The sequence below is a fragment of the Pseudomonas lactucae genome, from assembly GCF_016937615.1.
GTDB lineage: Bacteria > Pseudomonadota > Gammaproteobacteria > Pseudomonadales > Pseudomonadaceae > Aquipseudomonas > Aquipseudomonas lactucae.
Genome location: NZ_JAFHKI010000003.1, coordinates 1 through 16,807 on the forward strand (window position 1 = coordinate 1; position 16,807 = coordinate 16,807).

General features: G+C 63.0%; 14 protein-coding genes and 3 pseudogenes. 9 read left to right on the forward strand and 8 right to left on the reverse strand.

Annotated features, from left to right (window positions below; genetic code table 11):
* A pseudogene (locus tag JWR98_RS00535) lies at positions 1 to 227 on the forward strand (IclR family transcriptional regulator domain-containing protein); the annotation flags it as partial.
* Between the two features lies 1 nt (position 228).
* On the opposite strand, the gene dacB reads toward JWR98_RS00535, so the two are convergent.
* The 8 genes from dacB to JWR98_RS00575 all read right to left on the reverse strand — a co-directional run bounded on the left by dacB (position 229) and on the right by JWR98_RS00575 (position 8,709).
* Complete coding sequence (gene dacB / locus JWR98_RS00540) at positions 229 to 1,671, reverse strand: D-alanyl-D-alanine carboxypeptidase/D-alanyl-D-alanine endopeptidase (protein WP_205489108.1); 1,443 nt, start codon at positions 1,669 to 1,671, stop codon at positions 229 to 231.
* Positions 1,672 to 1,781: 110 nt separating this feature from the next.
* Positions 1,782 to 4,196, reverse strand: a complete 2,415-nt coding sequence (locus tag JWR98_RS00545) for a TonB-dependent siderophore receptor (RefSeq protein ID WP_205489109.1) — start codon at positions 4,194 to 4,196, stop codon at positions 1,782 to 1,784.
* 110 nt (positions 4,197 to 4,306) lie between these two features.
* Positions 4,307 to 5,242 (reverse strand): glutathione S-transferase family protein, encoded by a 936-nt coding sequence (locus JWR98_RS00550; RefSeq protein WP_205489110.1) that lies wholly within the window; start codon positions 5,240 to 5,242, stop codon positions 4,307 to 4,309.
* Positions 5,243 to 5,317: 75 nt separating this feature from the next.
* Positions 5,318 to 5,593, reverse strand: a complete 276-nt coding sequence (locus tag JWR98_RS00555; protein ID WP_078731678.1) for a GIY-YIG nuclease family protein — start codon at positions 5,591 to 5,593, stop codon at positions 5,318 to 5,320.
* A gap of 36 nt (positions 5,594 to 5,629) precedes the next feature.
* Complete coding sequence (locus JWR98_RS00560; protein ID WP_078731677.1) at positions 5,630 to 6,100, reverse strand: nuclear transport factor 2 family protein; 471 nt, start codon at positions 6,098 to 6,100, stop codon at positions 5,630 to 5,632.
* 100 nt (positions 6,101 to 6,200) lie between these two features.
* Complete coding sequence (locus tag JWR98_RS00565; RefSeq protein ID WP_205489111.1) at positions 6,201 to 6,851, reverse strand: DUF1120 domain-containing protein; 651 nt, start codon at positions 6,849 to 6,851, stop codon at positions 6,201 to 6,203.
* A gap of 209 nt (positions 6,852 to 7,060) precedes the next feature.
* Positions 7,061 to 7,696, reverse strand: coding sequence for a response regulator (locus tag JWR98_RS00570; RefSeq protein WP_078731675.1), 636 nt, complete (start codon positions 7,694 to 7,696; stop codon positions 7,061 to 7,063).
* Positions 7,697 to 7,893: 197 nt separating this feature from the next.
* Positions 7,894 to 8,709, reverse strand: a complete 816-nt coding sequence (locus JWR98_RS00575) for an Hpt domain-containing response regulator (protein ID WP_225908488.1) — start codon at positions 8,707 to 8,709, stop codon at positions 7,894 to 7,896.
* Positions 8,710 to 9,093: 384 nt separating this feature from the next.
* On the opposite strand from JWR98_RS00575, the gene JWR98_RS00580 reads away from it, so the two are divergent.
* The 8 genes and pseudogenes from JWR98_RS00580 to JWR98_RS00615 all read left to right on the forward strand — a co-directional run bounded on the left by JWR98_RS00580 (position 9,094) and on the right by JWR98_RS00615 (position 16,806).
* Entirely contained in the window at positions 9,094 to 9,717 is a 624-nt protein-coding gene (locus tag JWR98_RS00580; RefSeq protein WP_205489113.1) for a DUF1120 domain-containing protein, read from the forward strand.
* A gap of 35 nt (positions 9,718 to 9,752) precedes the next feature.
* Positions 9,753 to 10,375: pseudogene (locus tag JWR98_RS00585) on the forward strand (DUF1120 domain-containing protein).
* A gap of 86 nt (positions 10,376 to 10,461) precedes the next feature.
* Positions 10,462 to 11,091 (forward strand): DUF1120 domain-containing protein, encoded by a 630-nt coding sequence (locus tag JWR98_RS00590; RefSeq protein WP_078731672.1) that lies wholly within the window; start codon positions 10,462 to 10,464, stop codon positions 11,089 to 11,091.
* Positions 11,092 to 11,093: 2 nt separating this feature from the next.
* A complete protein-coding gene (locus tag JWR98_RS00595) occupies positions 11,094 to 11,831 on the forward strand; it encodes a fimbria/pilus chaperone family protein (protein WP_078731671.1) in 738 nt (245 codons plus the stop codon).
* Positions 11,832 to 11,913: 82 nt separating this feature from the next.
* Positions 11,914 to 14,375: pseudogene (locus JWR98_RS00600) on the forward strand (fimbria/pilus outer membrane usher protein).
* A gap of 11 nt (positions 14,376 to 14,386) precedes the next feature.
* Positions 14,387 to 15,517 (forward strand): DUF1120 domain-containing protein, encoded by a 1,131-nt coding sequence (locus JWR98_RS00605; protein WP_205489114.1) that lies wholly within the window; start codon positions 14,387 to 14,389, stop codon positions 15,515 to 15,517.
* A gap of 10 nt (positions 15,518 to 15,527) precedes the next feature.
* Positions 15,528 to 16,148, forward strand: a complete 621-nt coding sequence (locus tag JWR98_RS00610; RefSeq protein WP_256858151.1) for a DUF1120 domain-containing protein — start codon at positions 15,528 to 15,530, stop codon at positions 16,146 to 16,148.
* A 10-nt stretch (positions 16,149 to 16,158) separates the two neighbouring features.
* Entirely contained in the window at positions 16,159 to 16,806 is a 648-nt protein-coding gene (locus JWR98_RS00615) for a DUF1120 domain-containing protein (RefSeq protein WP_205489115.1), read from the forward strand.
* Position 16,807 lies beyond the last annotated feature (1 nt).

The window sequence follows — 16,807 nt, forward strand, 5'->3', positions numbered from 1 at the left end:
CACCTGTGCACAGATCCGCAGCCGTGGCCTGCACTTTGTGCATGGGTTACTGATGCCGGGCGTGGATGCGTTGTCGGCGCCGGTGTTCAACGCCGTCGGGCACGTTGCGGCGGTGATGACCGTGGTCGGCCCCACCTCGCTGTTCCACGCGACGAAGATGGCCCGGCGGCGCAGCGCTTGCTGACGGCGACCCGGGCGTGAGTTGGCGCATGGGCTATCAGCCCTGAATCAGTCGTGCCACTGCGTCAGGGCGACGGCCAGACGGTTTTCCAGGGCGTGGATTGGCGCGGCATCGCTCAGGTAATTGTTGCTCACCATCGAGAACACCAGGCGTCGCCCACCGGCATCGGTGATGTAGCCACTTAACGACGAGACGCCGGCCATGGAGCCGGTCTTGGCGTGCAGGTTGTTTTCGGCGGCCGTGCCACGCAGGCGATAACGCAGGCCGCCGCCGCTCATGCGGTCGGCGTTGCCGGCAATCGGCAAGGCGTTGTACCAGGCGTCGAACCAGGGCTGTCTGGACGCGGCCAGCAACAGGTCGGTCAGGGTCTGCGACGACACCAGATTGCGCCGCGACAAGCCCGAACCGTCCACCTGGCTCAGCGTCGCCGGGTCCATGCCGTGGCGTTTCATGAACGCCGCCACCGCCGCCACACCCGCCTGCGCGGTGCCCGCATTCGCCGTCTTGCGCCCCATGGCCTTGAGCAAGACTTCGGACATATTGTTATTCGACAGTTTAAGCAGCGGCGTGATCAGTGCCTGCAACGGCGCCGACTGGTGCTCGGCCAGAGTCGTGGCGGTGACCGGGGTTGCACCACCGATCACCCGTCGTCCCAAGACCTTGATGCCCTGCTGCGTCAGCGCCTGTTCGAACAGGTTGGCGACCAGTTGCGTCGGCTCCCATACGCTCACCCACTGTCGGCTTTGCGTACCCGACGCCAACGTGCCGCTGAGTTGCAGCAGATTGGTGCCGTGCTGGCGGGTAATGCCATAGGTGTTGCCAGGGCCGCTGACCGCGCGATTGCTCAGTTGCACGTAATCGGTTGCCGGGCTCACCCCCACGTTAACTGGCTGGCCGGCTATCACCGGGGCCTTGGCCGTGACGATTAATGTGCCCGCATCAAAATCCGTATCGGGCGACACCGTCAGTGCCGAAATCTGCGCGCCATAGTAGGTACTTTCATCGTCCTGGGCCCAGTCCACACCGAGGCGTTCGGCGTCGAACCAAGTGTCATCGAACACCAGGTCCCCCTGCACCTGCCGCACGCCCTGGCTCGCCAGTTGCGCGGCCAGCGCCTGGTAATCAGCGAATTGCGTGGTCGGGTCGCCCAGGCCGCGCAGGTACAGGTTGCCAGTCAGGCGCTCGCCCTGCCGCGTGCCGTTGCTCAACAGTTGCGTGGAAAACCGATACTGCGGCCCCAGCACCTCCATCGCGGCGGCGGTGGTCAGCAATTTGAGGTTGGAGGCCGGCACCAGCCGCGTGCGCGGATTGTGTTGATAAAGGGTGTCGCCGCTGCGGGCGTCGCGCACCATCAGGGAGACGGTGGCGCCGTTGAGGGCCGGGTCGGCCAGCAGTTGATCAAGAGTGGCGGTGGAGCTTGGCGAAATGCTGGCGCAACCCGCGAGTAAAAAGCTCATGCACAGCAGGTGTAGCCATCGTCCAGAGTGCATCGGTATTGTTTTCCGGCAAATCATTAGTGCGGGCAACGCTAACAGCTCCGTCCTGTTGTGGCGAGCGGGCTTGCTCCAACATTGGGTCCTCACCGCTCTCGCAATTCCCCTTAGAACTGCAACGTACTCGACACCGACACCTGCCGCGCATCGCCCATCGACACGAAAAACCGGCTGGCCGCCGAGGTGTAGTAGGTGCGGTCAAACAGGTTCTTCACGTTGAGCTGGAACTTGACCTTCTGCCCCTCGATTCTGGTGTCGTAGGTCGCGAACGCATCCGCCACGGTGTAGCCCGGCAGGTCGAAATCGTTGGCCGCATCGCCGGCGCGCTCGCCCACATAACGCGCCCCCGCGCCCACGCGCAATTGGTCGCCGCCGAACACGTTGCCGAAGTCGTACACCGCCGACAGCGAGCCGGTGTGTTTGGCGACGTTTTGCAGGCGGTTGCCTTGCAGGGTCGGGTCTTTGGTGACGTCGGCATCGGTGTAGGCATAGCTGCCGATCAGGCTCCAGTTGTCGGTGAGCTGGCCGCTGGCGTCCAGCTCCAGGCCACGCGAGCGCACTTCGCCGGCAACGCTGTAGATCGTGTTCGCGCCGGAGCCGACCGATACCAGCACGTTGCGCTTGTTAATGTCGAACAACGCCACGCTGGCGGTGATGCGCCCCGGCACGTCGAGCTTGGCGCCCAGCTCCCAGGACTTGGATTGCTCAGGCGTCAGATCGCCGGTCAAGGTGCTGCCATCGGCCAGGGCGGCGATGGTGGAGTTGGGTTTGAACGACTCGGTGTAGCTGCCGTAGAACGACAGTTCATTGGTGTAGCGATACACCAGGCCTGCGCGCGGCACCCAGGCCTGGCCCTTGCCGTCGGTATTGGCCTTGAACGGTACGCCTTTGCCGGCGTATTGGTCGTACATCTGGTAGCGCGCGCCAGCCACAAAGATCCACTGGTCGGTGAGGTGAATCGCGTCCTGGAAAAACAGCGAGTCGCTGCGCAACAGGTCGGTCTGGGCGCTGTCGGCGGCGCTGACCGTGGTGCCCGCCACTTCGTTGCCGTACACCGGGTCGTTGTAGTTGAAGTTGGCGCGCGAGCCCTGGCGAATCAGGTCGGCGCGATAGATCTTGCGGTACTCGTCGTCCAGTCCGAACACCAGGTCATGCTGCATGCCCAGCACATTGACCTTGCCTTCCAGGCTGGCGGTGGCGAAACGGTCGGTGCTGATCGCGCCCTGGGTGCCGTCCATCCTGCGGGCCAATGTGCCGTTGCTGTTCACCGCACTGATGCGCACCTGGCTGGCATCGTAGGTTTCGCGGTTCCAGCTGTAGCCAAAGTGAGCTTTCCACGCGTCGTTCAAGTCGTGGTCGGCTTCGAAGCGGTACAGGTCCGAGCGCCCTTCCATATTGTTGAACGGCTCATCCAGGCGCCGTGTGGCGGGGATGTCCAGCGGATGGTTGGTCTTGGGGTCGATGGCGGTACCACGGTCGAATGGCGAGAGAAATTCACGGTGTTCGTAGGCGAACAGCAATTGGGTGCTGTCTCCGTACCAGGCCAGGGACGGTGCCAACAACGTCTCGCGATGGGTGCCGAAGTTGCGCCAGTAGTCTTCATCTTCATGGTCGACGATCAGGCGATAGGCCAGGCCCGAATCACCCAGCGGGCCAGTGGTGTCGAGGCCGCCGCCGCTGCCGTTCTTGCCGTTGCCGAAGGTGGAGCCGCGCACGGTCAGGGACGTGGTTTGAGTCAACTCGGGCTTTTTGCTGACGATATTCACCACGCCGCCCGGGTCCTGGATGCCATACAGCAGCGACGACGGCCCCTTGAGCACTTCGACGCGCTCGGCCGTGGCGTTCAAGGCACGGCCCTGCACCACCGGCATGCCGTCGCGCATGATCGAGCCGTTACGGTTGTCGCCAAAGCCGCGCAGCATCACGGCGTCCTGGGTACTGGCGAGGGTGTTGGCCTGGGTGATACCGCTGACATTGCCCAGGGCGTCATCCAGGTTGCGCGGGGTCTGGTCGCGCAATACCTGGGCCGGGACCACATTGACGGTTTGCGGGGTTTCCAGCAGCAGCGCATGGGAGCGCATCACCGAACTGGTGGGCGGCGGCTGGTAGCTGGTGCTGTCCTGGGTTTGGCCGACACCGCTGATGGTGGTGGCGCCCAGGTTGAGCGTACCGTCGGTGGGCACGGGCTCCAGCGCCAGGGTGCGGGCGTCGATCTGGCGGAAGGTAAAGCCGGAGTTACCCAGCAGGCGTTGCAGGGCCTGGGCCGCGCTCATCTGCCCGCTGACCGCCGGAGCGCTCAGACCGTAAGGCGCTTCATCGGTATAGATCACGCTGATGCCGGTGACCCGACTGAAATCGCTCAGAGCCTGGGGCAACGGCTTGGCAGCCAGGGCAAAGGTGAATTGGGCACTTTGCTGCTCTTGCGCCTGCGCCACGCACAGCGGCAGCAACGCCAGCCCCGATACGGCCAGTACCGACGCGCCCAACCACTGTTTAACCAAACCGCCCGCCATCGACTTCATGCTGTAGGAACCCGTGTAGAAAACGCCGTTAATGCGAATAGATCGCAGTTTCAAGCACTACACGGGTGGGCCACAGGTTTACCTCACCTTTATCTGCAAATATTTTTGGTTTATTGCGCCTGGAGGCGAAAACCGAAGCGTGGGAAGTGCACATGCACAGTGCCTGCGCGTGGGTCGGTGCGGCGCAGGATCAGCGTTTCGCGACCGGCAAAGAGCAACTCGCCGGCGACCGGATCGACCCCGTAATCGATCGCGCTGATGCTCACCTGCTGGCCGGCCTTAAAACCATTCAAGTCCTCGAATACCTCCTCGGGCAACTCGGCGGGGGTTGCCTCGCGGGCGATTTGCAGGGCCTGCTCGGCGCTCATCTGGCTGGACGTGCCGTGGCCGAAACCGAGCACACGTCCCAACCACGCCGACACGGCCGGATACGCATCCACTAACGGCGCGGTCACGGGAGTGGCCTTGAGGAACCACAACGAGTGGGCCAGGGCGAAGTCGGCTATGCACGGCTCGCCGAACAGGAAGTCACCCGGTTCACGCTGCAGTTGCTGCTCCAGCCGCGCCATGATCGACGGCCATTGATGTTTGGCCAATTCACTCGGGAGTTTGCTCGCCGTACCGCCGCTGAACAGCGCGGCGCGGTCGGCGAGAAAGGCCTTGATCGCTTCCGGCGGCAACTTGCCGAAACGCACCGCCACCGATTCCGGCTGGAATACCAGACTCACGGCATGCGCAAACACCACGCTGTCGGCCCAGGTGGCGAAGGTTTGCGTGATCATTTCCTGGCCCAGCGGAAACAGCGCCGGCGCGACTTTTTCCTGTTCAAGGCGGCGTGCGATCAGCGCGGTGTCGCAATAGATATCGGCGCCGATCTGCAGCACCGGGGTTTTACGGTAGCCACCGGTGAGGGCGGTCAGGTCCGGCTTGGGCATCACCGGTGAGATATGCACCGAGTGCCAGGACAAGCCTTTGAAGCCCAGCAGCAGCCGAGCTTTTTCCGCGAAGGGAGAGGTGGGGTAGTGGTGCAGGATTAGCTCAGACATGCCGGGGTCCACTCGAATGATGAACCCGCAGCTTAGCGCGCAATGGGTTGCGGTGGCGTGATGGGCGCCCATCAGTCAGATCAATGACCCGCTCGCCGCCAGGCATTCCTTGGCGCTCTTCTTCAATTTCTTGATCAGCCGTTCCTGGCGCAGCGCCTCGCCCTTGCTCGCGCACCGCTCGGTATACACCAGCGCGACCGCCGGGCTGGACAAAAAAAACCGTGCGCCCTTGCCGCTCTGGTGCGAGGCAAAACGGCGCACCGGGTCGTTGCTGATGCCGCAATACAGCGCGCCATTGGCGGCACGCACCAGGTATACAAACCAGGGTTTGGGTTCGGCGGGATCAGTCACAGGCGGATTCAACGGACCAGAGGAACACCAAGCTTATCAACGACTGGCCTGGAATGCCTTCAGACCTTTGCGCGCCTGGGCACGCACAGCGTTTTTCACCAGCGGCGTCCAGCCCAGCAGCAGGCCTTTGGTGCCCAATGCCTGGCGCGACCAGCGCCACAGGTCGAAGCTGTCGTGGTGTTCGCAGATCTTGCCGTCGCGCAATACAAAGCGTGCCTGGATATCGTTGACCACTGTGTTGCCGGTGGCGCTGAACAGGTAGGTGGCGACCCAATGCGCACCGCCGCTGCGATCATCGCTGCGCACATTGTCGAACGTCAGGGAGAAGTCCTTGGCGCGGGTGGTGAGCATGCGCCACATATCGCCGGCATCCCGGCCACGCAGTTCACCGAAGGCCGGGTCGCTGAACAGCACATCGTCGGTGTAGCAGGCCGCCATGGCCTCGGCATCCAGGCGTTGGAACGCCTCGTAGAAGCGGGTGATCAGGGCGCTGTGGGCATCACTCATGGGCGGGTTCCGTAAACATTTTTGTCAGGCCTGCACGATAGTCCGTGCAGGCCATGAAAACCATGGGCATTCATGACAAAAATAGTGCCGGCGTTGCGCGTTACAGGTAGACGATGTCCAGGGTGGCGCTGCCGTCGATGGGGATGTCTTCGGTGCCCGGCAAATTGTCTTTCTGAGTGATAAATGTAGAAATCAGCAGATCGGCCCGCAAGATCTGCACCGCCAGTGGCACGGGCTGCTGGGTACTTCCCCCGTTCGCCGCGCGCAGCCAGTTCGGTTGCCAGAGTGCGTCCCAGGTTTCAAACCAGGTCTGGCCATCGACGGACTCGACTATGGCACGCGCAACACCGTCGGCTGTCGTGTTGCTTGTGCGAAGCATGTACCGACCGATTTTCTCACCGCCAGACGCTACTCCCAGCCCGAAAAATGAACTGACCGGCGGCCCGCCCTGCCATTCAGGCATGGCGGTTCCGTAGCGGTTATCCGTCGCCTTGACGGCAATCAGCGCCGTCGCTTCGCAGTTGACCGTTAACGTCAACGTGGCGTCCGGCAACTGCGTATGCCTGCGGGGGTCGAGGTCCTGGAAAGATATTTTGCCGTGGTCCACCACGCCGCCGTTGGACAGCTGCGGCGTACAGGCAGACGGTGTGATCATGCCGACGACACTCAAGTCCACACTGGACGCGGCAAATACAGTGGAGACACCCGCCAGCAATAAAGCCGCGGCCGTAAGTACATGAAACTGTTGCATGGGAATGCTCGCTTGCGGTCGATTAATTAACAGCCTCGACAGACATGTGTCGGCAACTTGTCAAGTCGACTCATCCAATAGACTAGGCATGTCAGGCTCCCACCCACTTGCGGCAGGAGGACGACATTAAACTAAAGGATTAACAGCGCACACCCAATACAACTAATACGAATCCGAACAGTAAGTTATCGGCATTAAACGACAACTTGCTAAGGCACCATTCCGGCCTCGCGCGCATAGGCAAACAAATCCACATCCGTGGATATACACAAGCGATGCATGGCAGTACTTTTCTGTTTGCTGATAGTGGAAATACTGCGATTGACCTGGGCGGCGATCTGGCTGACGGTCATGCCACTGGCCAACATGCGCACCACTTCGCGCTCCTTGCCCGACAGTTGCGGCGATGCGTCACTCTTTGAAGTGCCGGCCAGTTCCATCTGTACACGCAAGGACTCACTGACAAAGGTGCGTCCGCTGACCACGGCCCTCAAGGCCAGGGGCAACTCCCGCGCCGAGGCGCTTTTGGCGACGATCGCCCTCGCGCCATGGGCGAACGCCGAACGCAGGGTGGCGACATTGGCGAACATGGTCACCAGAATCACCGGCAATGTCGGATATTGGCGCTGCAACAAGCCCAACAAACCATACCCATCCGCCTGCTGGTCGCCGGGCATGGCGAAATCAGTGACAATCACATCGCAAGGCGTACTCGCCACCAGCGCCAGCAACTGATCAGGGCCATTGGCCTCACCCACGACTTTGTATACACCACCGGCCTCGATTACCACTTTCTGCCCAACACGAACAATGGGGTGATCGTCGGCAATAATTATCCGAAGCATCGTATTTTCCATGATGGCAATTTGAACAACTGAAAATACCCCGGCAAACCTTGGACAACAACCGGTGATATTGCACAGGTTTTCACCACACCCCGTATTTACGTGCGCTTAACTTATACCCACAAGAGAAAAGGAACAGTCGTACAGAAACATCCTACTTATCAGATGGAAAAATTCCTGCATTTCCTCGTAGGACACTAGAGGCTTGCCAAGTACGATAAATAATGTTCGATGTCCCTTTCAAAACGCGTCAGCAGCGCTGCGTTAGCGGCCACGCCGGTGCGCTGTACACGCTCGATCAGGTGCATGGCGCGCTGTTCCAGGCCCGTGTCGCCAAGAAATGCCATCCCCCCCACCAGCCGATGCAAGCGCTGGGTGGTGGTGACGCTATCTTGATCGTTGAGCGCTTGTTTCAGCACTGCCAGGTCTTCGTGAGCCTCCTGGATCAAACAAAACAACAGGGGTTCCACCACCTCCCAGAAGCCGAACGTTGCGATCAGGCTGGCACGGGTTGCAAGCTTGCCATGCAAACGTACCAAATCCACCGGGCGCCCTGGGCGATGCAGCCGTGTGTCGGAGCTGGGCAGCCAATACAGCAGCACCTCGCGCAGTCGCTCAAGGGTGATGGGCTTGAGCATCCAGTCGTCCATGCCGCACGCCACGCAGCGCTGGATCTGCTCCGCGCCCAGGCATCCGGTCAAGGCAATCACCGGCAGCCGCGCGGTGCCGGCCAGACGTTCACGGCGACGCAGTTCAAGGGTCAGGGCATAACCGTCCATCACCGGCATGCGGCAATCACTGATCAGCAGATCGAACGGACGCGCCGCCAAGGCCTCCAGCGCCGCCTGGCCATCTCCAACGGCTTCATGGGCCAACCCCAGCGAACACAAAAATGAACCGATCAGCAGCCGATAGGCGCGGTGATCATCGGCCACCAATACCCGCAGGGTCTGCCAATGCGGCGGTATTGGCGATTTGATGTGTGGACTACAGCCAGCAGTGGAGTCCTGCATAGCTACCTCGCGCAAAAGATCAGCGCGCCGGTCCACGGGGAGCCGACGGTTGCCGACCGGACGGTCGACCTCACTCGATTTTTTCGCGCAAGGGCCTGCACCTCCATCCAATTAAATGAATCGAGATTATTAAATAGCCAAGAAAAGTATCCGAATGAATGATTCAGGGCGATACAACAACTACGACAATACCGTTTCTCTTACACGCAAGGGTGTCTTTTCCGGCGCTCAGCGGCATCGCCACTCACTATCGTAATAGTTGCATTCACACACGACAGGGCCGTCGCTAAAGTCGCCGTCGCTCAGCCTCAGGACAGCGCGCCGGGGCTGAAACTCCCTGTCTCAGCGCAGGGCCAGAACGCTTACTCACAAGGACTTGTGCCCATGGACAGAACCACCCCAGCCGCCCTCGCCATTGTGTTGGCGGCCTGCGCATCCGGCGCCATAGCCGCCAGCGACACCGACTTGAACGTCACCGGCATCATTACCCCAGCCTCCTGCAAGCCCAGCCTGTCCGATGGCGGCGTGGTCGACCACGGCAAGCTGACCGCCAAGGACCTGCACCCGGACAAACCCACTAGCCTGCAAGTCGGCGAAATGAGCCTGGAAGTGGTGTGTGAAGGCGCGACGTTTTTCACCCTGAACACCATCGACAACCGCGCCGGCAGCTCGGCGATCAACCCGGCGCTTCACGGCCTGGGCATCATCAACGATGACCAGAAACTCGGCAGCGTGGCCTTTGGGTTATTTGATCCTGTGGCCGACAGCGTACCGGTGCAAACCATCCTGTCACGCGACGGCGGGGCCCACTGGAGCCCTTCGGCGTATCTCGGGCACGTCGCCTTGACGTCGTTCTCCGCACCCGGCGGCCCCTACGCGCCGATGGCCATGCAAACCCTGAACGCCCGCCTGCGCGCATTCACCATGATCGTGCCCGCCACGGACCTGACCCTGCTCGATGAAGTGCCCATCGACGGCCAGGCCACGCTGCAACTCAAGTACTGGTAACCCTTTCTCCTAATCGCTATTCCCGGAGCTCCACGATGAACATTGTCTTCAAAACCCTGACCGCCGCCCTGCTGCTTGCCAGCAGCGGCAGCGCCTTTGCCGCGTCCAGTGTCGACCTGACCGTCAAAGGCCTGATCACCCCAAGCGCCTGCACGCCCACCCTGTCCAACGGCGGTTCGGTGGACTACGGCAAGATTTCGGCCAAGGACCTCAACGTCGATCAAAAGACCTGGCTCGACCCGCAAACCCTGCAACTCACTGTCACCTGTGACGCAGCCACGTTGATGGCGCTGGACGCCGACGACAACCGCGCCGGCTCGAACTACGGTGACGACACGTTCGAGTTCGGACTGGGCCTGATCAACGGTACCGAAAAGCTCGGTGCCATGGGGCTGCGAGTGTTAAACCCAATCGCCGATGGTGTCCCGGTCAAGACCGTCGCTTCCAATGATGGCGGCGCCAGTTGGATGGTCAGTCGCGATCTCACGCCGGTCGAGCTCCTTGCGCCCGCCGCAACGGGCGTTGATGCGCCGATTCCCGTGCAAGTGTGGACCGCGGACCTGGTCGTCAGCTCGGCAATCGCTCCGGCGAGCGGGCTGACCCTCACCAACGAAGCCGCCATCGACGTTCGGCAACCCTCACCGTGCACTATCTGTAACACCCTGACCCAAACAACGGCAGGCATCCACGCCTGCCCTCGTCCTGTACGCAAACGATGAACCAGGCAACCGGTGAACCTTCCCCATGAAGCATTACTCTTCACGCCTTCTTGCCCTGTTTTACCTGCTCGGCGCCCACTCGTTGGCGTTGGCGGCCTCCAGTGCCGAGCTGAACGTCACTGGCCTGATCACCCCCAGCGCCTGCACCCCAACGTTGTCGGCCAACGGCATTGTCGACCACGGCAGGGTGCCGGCACGCAGTCTCAACCAGTATGAGTTCAGCGTCTTGCCGCCCCAAGCCCTGGATCTGAATGTGAGTTGCAATCAACCGGTGCTGTTCGTACTGGTCGGCGTGGACAATCGCGCCGATTCCTCCCTGGGGCCGGGCTTTTATTACGGCCTGGGCACCAACGTGCATGCCCCCACGGAGCGGCTGGGCACCGTCTCGCTGGCGTTTCGCGAGGCGACAGGCGACGGCCAGCGCGTACTGGTTCTGGCGTCCAGCAACCAGGGCCTGACCTGGTTCCCGGAGTCCAATGCCTACCCGGACAACTACATGGGTTTTGCCCGTCCAGGCACGCTGATCCCGGAGCCGCACCGGCGGGTCGACGCCACGCTGCAGATCAGTACCTCTATCAACGCGGCAGCTTTCCTGACCCTCGATCAGGAAGTGCCGCTGGACGGTTCCATCCTGCTTGACCTGAGGTACCTGTAGCCATGGCTCCCCTGCCCTTTTTCAGCCGTTCCTTCACCTGGGTACGCTACGCCGGTGTGTATGTCGTCGCGCTTGCCCTGGCCTGCGGCGGCCCCACATGGGTACTGGCCGACGGCATGGTGCCGGACACCTCGGTGGTGATCGTCAACGAGGCCGACGGCGAAGCTTCGGTCACGGTGACCAACACCGATGACAAGCTCGCGCTGCTGCATGTCACCCTTGAAGACATCCCCGAGGACGCGGCGCCGTTGCTGTTCGTTACCCCGCCCCTGGCCAGGGTCGAACCGGCCAAGAGCCAACTGATCCGCTTCATCCTGCAAGCGCCCGAGCCCTTGACCACTCAACGCCTCAAACGGGTGATTTTCGAAGGCATGCCCCAGGGCCGTATGGCGGCCGAGGCCGGGCATGCGCGAGTCGGGGTGACGGTGCGCCAGAACCTGCCGGTGATCGTGCATCCCAAAGGCCTGGCACCCAACCGCACACCCTGGACCGGACTGCAGTGGCGTTTGAACAACGACCAGTTGAGCGTACACAACCCGAGCCCCTACGTGGTGCGCTTGGCCCAGGAGCTGCGACTGCTGCCCGGCGCAGGTTCGGCGCTGCTGCCACGCACCTATGTACTGCCGGGGGAAACCCTGACGGTCACCACCAGCGGCGCCGCGGCAAGCCGCGTGCAACTGCAACCGGCCACGGTGTACGGCTTTGCCGTGCCGCCCTACGAAGCGCCGATCACCCTCTAGAAATAAGGTGGCCCGCCAATGCCACCCAACGTCCTGACGCCACCGCAGAGTGGCCAGGCCACCGACAGTTGAGTACGACCTTGTGAGCACAGCAATCACTGACCGCGACGGCAGAAGCGTGCCCGGCGTTTCACCGCGCCGCGCCGCCAGGCTACTCGCTGGACTGGCGCTGGCGGTTGGCGGCGCGTGGCCTGGCGGTGCGCCGCTGGCCGATGAAAACCCGAGTGTCGGGTCCTTCGATCCGCAGACCCTGTCCCGGCGCGGCATCGACCCGGAACTGGCCAACCTGCTGCTGCAAGCCCCGCGTTTCGGGGCGGCCGGCATGCCGTCAACCTGAGTGTCAACGGACAGCGTCGTGGCCGCGTGGACGTGGAGTTCAATCGCCAGGGCGGGCTGTGTTTCGACCGTGCCCTGCTGGATGCCGGCAACCTGAGGGTGCCCGATAACCAAGGCGACCCGCTCTGCCATCCCTTTACCGAGCGCTACCCGCAAACCGTCATCGAGCAGGACCCCGCGAGCCTGGGCCTGGCGCTTGTCGTACCCACCGACGCCCTACGCCCCGCGCAACAGGACATCTCGGGCTATCAGACCGGCGGCTTTGCGGGCCTGCTCAACTATGACCTCACCGGGTTGTACAACGAAGTGGGCGACAACCGCAGTCGCTTCGGCTCGGCCAATACCGAGGTGGGCTTCAATGCCGGTGACTGGATCGTACGCAGTCGTCAAGTCAAGACCTGGCAAGACAGCCGTTCGCGCACCACCCACCTGGACGCTTACGCCCAACGCACCTTCGCCGAACACCAGGCGGTGCTGCAGGCCGGGCAGATCAGCCTGTACAACCCGGTGCTGGCGGGGACGCAGATCACTGGCGCGCAAGTGCTGACCGAGACCGCACTGCAGGATCAGAACCAGGGCGCGACGATCACCGGTATCGCCAACAGCCCGGCCCAGGTCGAGGTCCGCCAGAACGGCGCGTTGATCCACTCCACCGTGGTGCCGGCCGGCCCCTTCATATTGACCGATGTGCGCCGCCTCAACGGCCGCTCCGACGTGGAAGTCACGGTCAAGGAAACCACCGGCGAAGAACGCCGCTTCAACGTGCCCGCCGGCATGCTTGGCCTGGGTTTGCCGGCACCGGGTTATTCGGTGGCGGCCGGGCGCGTGCGCCAGATCGGCGACAGCAACGGCCAGGAGCCCTGGGTGGTCAGCGCCGGCTGGAGCGGCGCGGTGCACCCGCAAATCAGTGTGGGCGGCGGCCTGCTGGTGGCGGATGCCTATCGTGCGGCGGGACTGAACCTGGGCTGGTTGCCATGGCAGGACAGCCAGTTGCAGTTGACCGCCCAAGGCGCCGAGGCCAGCCGTGAAGGGCGTGATCGAGGGGTGCAAACGGATGTGTCGTGGTCCCAGCGCTTGAGTGACAGCTGGTCGATGAGCACGTCCGCTTCATGGCGCTCCCAGGGTTACCGCGACCTGGAAGACTCAACTTATGTCGGCAACCACCGCGACCAACAACGCTCGCGCTACCGCGATCAGCAAAGCCTGACCGCCTCCTGGACGCACCCGGCGCTGGGCGCGTTCAGTGCCGGAGTATCACGCACGGCGTCGTACAACGGTGAGAGCAGCAGCCGCGCGCTGGCCTCCTGGGGCACGCAGTTTGGCCGGGTATCGGTGTCGGCCAGCGCCGAGTGGCAAGTGGGCGGCCGCCAGCAAAACGACAACAGCCTTTACCTCAACCTCAGCCTGCCGCTGGGGGAAACCCGCCGTGCCCGGGCCTGGGCGCGCAACACGGGCGGCGAACACCGCATGGGCGTGGGGATGAGCGAGCAGTTCAATGATCAACTGAGCTACCGCGTCGGTGTGGAACGTGACAGCCGGGACCGCGAAGTCGAGGCCTCGCTCGGTGTGTCGGCCTTGCCGTGGTACAGCCAGTTGGATTTCAACTACACCCGCGCCGATGACCAAAGCGCCAGTTACCAGGGCGGTGCCCGTGGCGGCATCGTGCTGCATGGGGACGGCGTGACCCTCTCGCCGTATCCGGTGCGCGACACCTTTGCGCTGATGTCGGTGGGCGACATGGCCGGGATCAAGGTCAGCACCCCGAGTGGCCCGGTATGGACCGATTGGCAAGGCCAGGCCGTGGTGTCGCAGCTCAACGCCTATGGCCGCAGCCCGGTGGAAGTGCATACCCGCTCATTGCCGCGCAATGCCGATATCCACAACGGCCTGGCCGTCATTGCCGCCGGGCGGGGGGCAGTGGACACGCTGCAGTTTGGCGTCGCCATCACCCGTCGCGCCCTGTTGCAGGTGGCCGATGCCAACGGCGCGCCATTGCCACGCGGCGCCAGCGTCAGCACCGCCGATGGCGAATTCGTCACCCTGGTGCAGGAAGGCAGCCAAGTGTTTCTGCCCGACGTACTCGACCCGCGCCCCTTGTGGATCAAAGCGGCGGGCCAGCCGCGTTGCCGCCTGAGCTATGCGTTGCCGCCAGAGCCCGACCCCGAGGTGTATTTCGAAACCGCACCGGCCCGGTGCGAGCAGCCATGAGGACATGTGCGATGAGCCTGAAACAGGCGCTGTATCCCCTGGTTTTTTTACTGCTGGGCACTCCTGCCTGGAGCGCCGAAGACTGTCGGCTCAACCTCAGCCAGGCACAACTGGACTTCGGCCTGATGAACCGCGCCGTGGCGTGGGTGCCGGCCCCTGAGCGTTTGCTCGGCGAGCGGCGCGTGAGCCTGACACTGAACTGCGCGCAATCCACCGACCTGAGCCTGTTTTACCGCGGTCCAGGCGCGTGGCCGGAGCGCTTTCGCTTTACCGAACGCGGCAGTTACGGCCTGCGAGTGAGCGAAGCGACAGTGGACGGCCAGACGGTCGAATTGGGCTTGATTGCCGGCGCAGGGCAAGCGCCCTCCGCCACCAGCGCCCAGTTGGCCTGGCAGCCGGACCACGGCATTGTGCCCATGCGCAATGGAATGGCCGTGGCCGGTCGCAGCCTGTCGCTGCAGCTCGACATCAGCGCCTGGGCCAGTGAAGACGCCGCGCGGGTACGTGATGCGGTGACCTGGGACACCACCGGGCTGTTCGACGCCACCGCCGCCGGCCGCTCGCGCGAACTGCGCCTGCTGGCGCACTTTGCCCCGGCGGCCTGCACGCCCACGCTCTCCAACGGTGGCCATGTGGAGCTGGGCAAGCTGTCGGTCAGCGACCTGAACGTCGACAAGGACACCGCCCTGCCCCCGCGAACGTTATCGCTGGGCGTGACTTGCGACGCACCGACCGCGTTCGCCCTGCGTATGCAAGACAACCGCGAAGGGTCGGCCACCGGTATCGCCGATCCAAGCGTTTACGGGCTGGGCCTGAACGCTCGCCAACAAAAGATCGGCCGCTATCGGCTGCTGTTCGATCCGGCACGCATCAGCGCCGACAGCTATGCCCAGATGTTTACCACCGACTCCGCCACCGGCGGGCTGCCCTGGAGCAGCGCCGGCACCCGCATCGGCGCAGTGAGCGCCAATCGCTATCTGGGTTTGAGCGCCACCGCCGGCAGCACCGGCGGCCCCAGTGCCATCCAGAATCTCAACGCCACGCTGAGTCTGGAAGCGGTTATTGCACCGCTGAATTCGCTGGACCTGGGCAACGAGGTGCGGCTCGACGGCTCGGGCACCCTCGAAATTCACTATTTATAGGAGTCATACCGTGAATGCGTTCCTTATACCTTTGGTGGCCGCCGCATGGCTGACCAGTACCTTGCCGGCCCTGGCCGCCTCCAGCGTCGACCTGAGCGTTACCGGGCTGATTACCCCGAGTGCCTGCCACCCCACGCTGTCCGATGGCGGGGTCTATGACCTGGGCAAGATTGCCGCCAGAGACTTGAATGTCGACCGGCCGACCCGACTGACCGAGCACAGCCTGCAACTGGTGATCACCTGCGAGGCGACGACGTTGCTGGCTATACAACCGAAGGACAACCGCCTCGGCTCCAGTTCTGCGCAAGTCAACCCGCATATTTTCGGCCTGGGCCTGGTCAATGCAACCCAACCACTTGGCTACATGGAGCTTCGGCTGATGTCGATCATGGGCGATGGGGTCCGCATGTACGGTATCTCCACAGGCGGAGCAAACTGGTTCCCTACCAGTATCCTGTCGCCCAACTTATTAACATCATTCACCAACCGCCTATTTCTGGGTCCGGAACCTTTACGCTACCTGAACGCCGACCTGTTGATCTCCCCCATCATCGCCCCCGCCAACACTCTGCCTCTGGCCGAAGAAATGCCCATCGACGGCTCCGTGACCCTGTCCATGCATTATCTATAGGAGTTGATCCATGAAACTGTTATTGCCCGTGGCGACCTGCACATGGCTGGTCGTCAGCACAGCAGCCAACGCCGCCTCCACTGTCGAACTGACCGTCGGCGGCCTGATCACCCCCATGGCCTGCACCCCGGTGCTGTCCGGCGGTGGGCTGATCGATTTCGGCAAGATATCCCGGCAGGACCTCAACCAGGCGACCGGCACGCGCTTGCCACTCAAGTCGCTGACCTTGACCGTCAGTTGCAACGCCCCAGGCCGCTATGCCCTGCGCATGCGCGACAACCGCGACGGCAGCGCCCACGTCAACAGCGAGATCTACTACGGGCTGGGCCTGGACAGTGCAGGCAACAAGCTCGGCGTGTACTCGGTGAAATTCGACCCTCGGCAAACCGTGGCCGACGCCCTGCCGGTGACCTACGGCACCGAGTCGACTACGGGCGGCCTGGCCTGGCGCACGTCCAACAGCAACCCGATCGACATCGGCTCGCGCAGTTTGCTGGGCTTCACGGATATCGCCGGCAGCAACGCCGGCCCGTCGGCAATCCAGAACCTGACCAGCACATTGATCCTGGAAGCCGTGATCAATGCCCGGCAGAACCTGGACCTGAGCGTGGAAACGCCCCTGGACGGCTCCGCCACATTGGAAGTGGTGTATTTGTAGC

Excerpts from the sequence above, each read along its gene's own strand:
- dacB (WP_205489108.1), bottom strand. The coding sequence starts at position 1,671 with ATGCACTCTGGACGATGGCTACACCTGCTGTGCATGAGCTTTTTACTC.
- JWR98_RS00545 (WP_205489109.1), bottom strand. The coding sequence starts at position 4,196 with ATGAAGTCGATGGCGGGCGGTTTGGTTAAACAGTGGTTGGGCGCGTCG.
- JWR98_RS00550 (WP_205489110.1), bottom strand. The coding sequence starts at position 5,242 with ATGTCTGAGCTAATCCTGCACCACTACCCCACCTCTCCCTTCGCGGAA.
- JWR98_RS00560 (WP_078731677.1), bottom strand. The coding sequence starts at position 6,100 with ATGAGTGATGCCCACAGCGCCCTGATCACCCGCTTCTACGAGGCGTTC.
- JWR98_RS00565 (WP_205489111.1), bottom strand. The coding sequence starts at position 6,851 with ATGCAACAGTTTCATGTACTTACGGCCGCGGCTTTATTGCTGGCGGGT.
- JWR98_RS00570 (WP_078731675.1), bottom strand. The coding sequence starts at position 7,696 with ATGCTTCGGATAATTATTGCCGACGATCACCCCATTGTTCGTGTTGGG.
- JWR98_RS00575 (WP_225908488.1), bottom strand. The coding sequence starts at position 8,709 with ATGCAGGACTCCACTGCTGGCTGTAGTCCACACATCAAATCGCCAATA.
- JWR98_RS00580 (WP_205489113.1), top strand. The coding sequence starts at position 9,094 with ATGGACAGAACCACCCCAGCCGCCCTCGCCATTGTGTTGGCGGCCTGC.
- JWR98_RS00590 (WP_078731672.1), top strand. The coding sequence starts at position 10,462 with ATGAAGCATTACTCTTCACGCCTTCTTGCCCTGTTTTACCTGCTCGGC.
- JWR98_RS00595 (WP_078731671.1), top strand. The coding sequence starts at position 11,094 with ATGGCTCCCCTGCCCTTTTTCAGCCGTTCCTTCACCTGGGTACGCTAC.
- JWR98_RS00605 (WP_205489114.1), top strand. The coding sequence starts at position 14,387 with ATGAGCCTGAAACAGGCGCTGTATCCCCTGGTTTTTTTACTGCTGGGC.
- JWR98_RS00615 (WP_205489115.1), top strand. The coding sequence starts at position 16,159 with ATGAAACTGTTATTGCCCGTGGCGACCTGCACATGGCTGGTCGTCAGC.